Source organism: Plantactinospora sp. KLBMP9567 (assembly GCF_033446045.1).
Lineage (GTDB): Bacteria > Actinomycetota > Actinomycetes > Mycobacteriales > Micromonosporaceae > Plantactinospora.
This window is the reverse complement of record NZ_JAWQRR010000081.1, coordinates 1-2852: the sequence shown is the minus strand read 5'-3', so window position 1 is coordinate 2852 and position 2852 is coordinate 1. Positions and strand designations below refer to the sequence as shown.

Below are 2852 nucleotides of genomic sequence, written 5' to 3'. Positions count from 1 at the left end.
TAGTACGGCAGCCGCCGTTTGAGATCTTGCTGCTCAGGCGGAGTAGACGAGGGACGGCCACCGCGTGATCGTCTGTGCGTTGTGGACACAACATCAGATCGGGCGGTGGCCGCGTGTCACAGCGTAGCCGTTGCCGGGTGGAAACGAGTGTTGGCCGGGGTGCTCGGATGCTTCGCGGGCAGGTTCGGGCGGGTGGAACCGCGTCGCGCGGCGGCGGCGTTCGTGACCGGATTACTGGCCGACATCGAGGTCAAGACGTGCTGGCAACTGGCGGAGCAGGCCGGTTACGCCCGGCCGGACGCGATGCAGCGGCTGTTGTACCGGGCGGTGTGGGACGCCGACGCCGTCCGCGATGACCTGCGGCGGCTGGTCGCCGGCCGGTTCGGTGACCCGGACGCGGTCCTGATCCCGGACGAGACGGGGGACCTGAAGAAGGGCACCCACACGGTCGGGGTGCAGCGGCAGTACACGGGCACGGCGGGGCGGATCGAGAACAGCCAGGTCGGGGTGTTCCTGGCCTACGCCAGCCGGCACGGACACACCCTGATCGACCGACGCGTGTACCTACCGGCGTCATGGACCGACGACCGCGACCGGTGCCAGGCCGCTGGCGTGCCCGACGAGATCGGCTTCGCGACCCGGTCGGAGTTGGCCGCGGACATGATCACCGCTGCCCTCGATGCCGGTGTCCCAGCGGGATGGGCCGCCGCGGACGAGGCATACGGCAACAGCAGCGTGTTTCGTGCTCACCCGCGCGGACACGGGCTCGGCTACGTCCTGGCGGTCTCCCGCAGCCACCTGGTCCCGCTCGACGGCGGCAAGACCCGCGTCCGCGCCGACCGGGTGGCCGCCGACCTACCGGCATCAGCATGGCAACGCCGCAGCGCCGGCGCCGGGTCCAAGGGTCCTCGCTTCTACGACTGGGCCTGGCTCGATGACGTCTGCACCGACGCCGACCCCGATGACGGCGGCCGGCACAGCCTTCTCATCCGCCGTAACACCACCACCGGTGAACTGGCCTTCTACCGCTGCTGGGCACCCAAGCCGGCCACCCTCGCCCAATTCATTCGAGTCGCGGGCATCCGCTGGACCGTCGAGGAGAGCTTCCAGGCCGCCAAGGGCCAGGTCGGCCTGGACCAGCACCAAGTCCGCCGCTGGGACTCCTGGCACCGCTTCACCACCCTCGCCCTGGCCGCCCTCGCTGTCCTTGCGATCAGCGCCGCCGACACCGCCACCGACGACCCCGACGAGCCGAGTGACACCGGAATGATCAAGCTCACCGTCAACGAGATCCGCCGTCTGATCAACACCCTCGTCATCCGGTCCTTCCATGACCTCGCCCACCGTTTGCACTGGTCACACTGGCGACGCCGTCATCAAGCCCGAGCCCGACGAGCCCACTACACACACCGCCTCAACCTCGAACTTCAACCATGATCCCGAACGGCGGCTGCCGTATTGGGCGCTGGCCGCAGACAACATCCACAATGAGCCATTTCCAACCTGATGGTGCAGGTCAGCGGCGTGGAGGGGCCGGTAGCCGGGTGAGGTGAGGCTCCCGTTAAGACAGCAATCGACCAAGAAAGATGCCCCTACCGGGAGCCTCGTTGCTGTCTTACCCTGCCTCGATCCCGCTGTCCACCCGGTCGCTGAACCACGTCGCCGACCTGATCCGTACCCATCGCCGCCAGCGGCGGTCCCGGTGGCGCCGCCTCGGCCCCGGCCGCCAGGCGCTGCTCGTCCTGGCCCACTTGCGCAACGGCGACACCTTCACCCGTCTGGCCGCCGGGTTCGAAGTCGGGGTAGTCACCGCCTGGCGCTACGTCCGCGAGGCGATCACTCTGCTCGCCGCGACCGCCGACGACCCGCACCAGGCGATGAGCAGGATCCGTCTACTGGCCTACGCCATCCTCGACGGCACCCTGATCCCGATCGACCACATACACGACCAGAAGCCGTACTACTCCGGGAAGCACCGGCGACATGGGATGAACGTGCAGGTCATCGCCGATCCGGCCGGACGCCTCGTCCGGGCGTCGGCGGCGCCGCCCGGCTCGGCACACGACCTGACCGCCGCCCGCACCCACGGCATCGTCGCCGCGTTGACCAGCTCGAACGTGATGACCTTCGTCGACAAGGCGTACCACGGCGCCGGCGGATGTGTCCGCACCCCGTTCAAGCGTCATCGCCACCGGCCGAAGCTGTCACACCGCCAGAAGGCCGTGAACAAGGCCACGCCCGTATCCGCGCCCGCGGCGAACGCGCCGTCGCCACCTTGAAGACCTGGAAAATCCTGACCAAGATCTGTGACGTCGTCGGGGTGACGGTGCGCGGTCCACGGCTGCGTAGCCCGGCGACCGCGACGCTGTGCGCATCGACCGGGTCGGTCTTGCGGCCCTGGCCGGTGGCGAAGACTCGCACCCGGGCCGACAGCTTCGGCGGTACGTCGAGTACGGGTTCACCGTCGGCGACCAGACGCTGAGCGATGTGCCGGCCGATGCCGGAGCAGCCTTCGACCGCCCACACCCGATCGCTGAAGGCTCGGCCGGCTGTCAGCATCTGCTGGTCCCCCTCGGCGTCGGTGGCGAAACGGGCCCGGGCCAGGACTTTCTCTTGTTCGTTGATGGCCTCGATCGTGGCCGACCGCTTGTGTGGGTCCATCCCGATCACGACTCGACTCATGCGCTACTTCCTCCCATTTTGGCTATTGCTTGATGCCGAACGGGGAGGGCAAAGCTACTTCGAGCTGGACAAGTCCCTCTTGAGCCACTCCCCGGTCGGTAGCCGGCGGGCGCATGCCAGATGATAGTCACACCCTGGATCCGGGTGGACAGCCGCAAAGAGAGCGATCC

At 68.2% G+C, this 2852-nt stretch carries 1 protein-coding gene and 2 pseudogenes; 2 read left to right on the top strand and 1 reads right to left on the bottom strand.

The window, feature by feature from the left end:
• Window positions 1-147 precede the first annotated feature (147 nt).
• Both R6Y94_RS44945 and R6Y94_RS44940 read left to right on the top strand, forming a co-directional pair.
• The gene (locus R6Y94_RS44945; protein WP_318395470.1) at window positions 148-1437 is read left to right on the top strand and encodes an IS701 family transposase; all 1290 of its coding nucleotides are present in this window, start codon (window positions 148-150) and stop codon (window positions 1435-1437) included.
• Window positions 1438-1607: 170 nt separating this feature from the next.
• Window positions 1608-2305, top strand: a pseudogene (locus R6Y94_RS44940) (transposase family protein); the annotation flags it as partial.
• A 59-nt stretch (window positions 2306-2364) separates the two neighbouring features.
• Here the strand turns inward: R6Y94_RS44940 and R6Y94_RS44935 are convergent.
• Window positions 2365-2661: pseudogene (locus R6Y94_RS44935) on the bottom strand (IS110 family transposase); the annotation flags it as partial.
• Window positions 2662-2852: the final 191 nt, after the last annotated feature.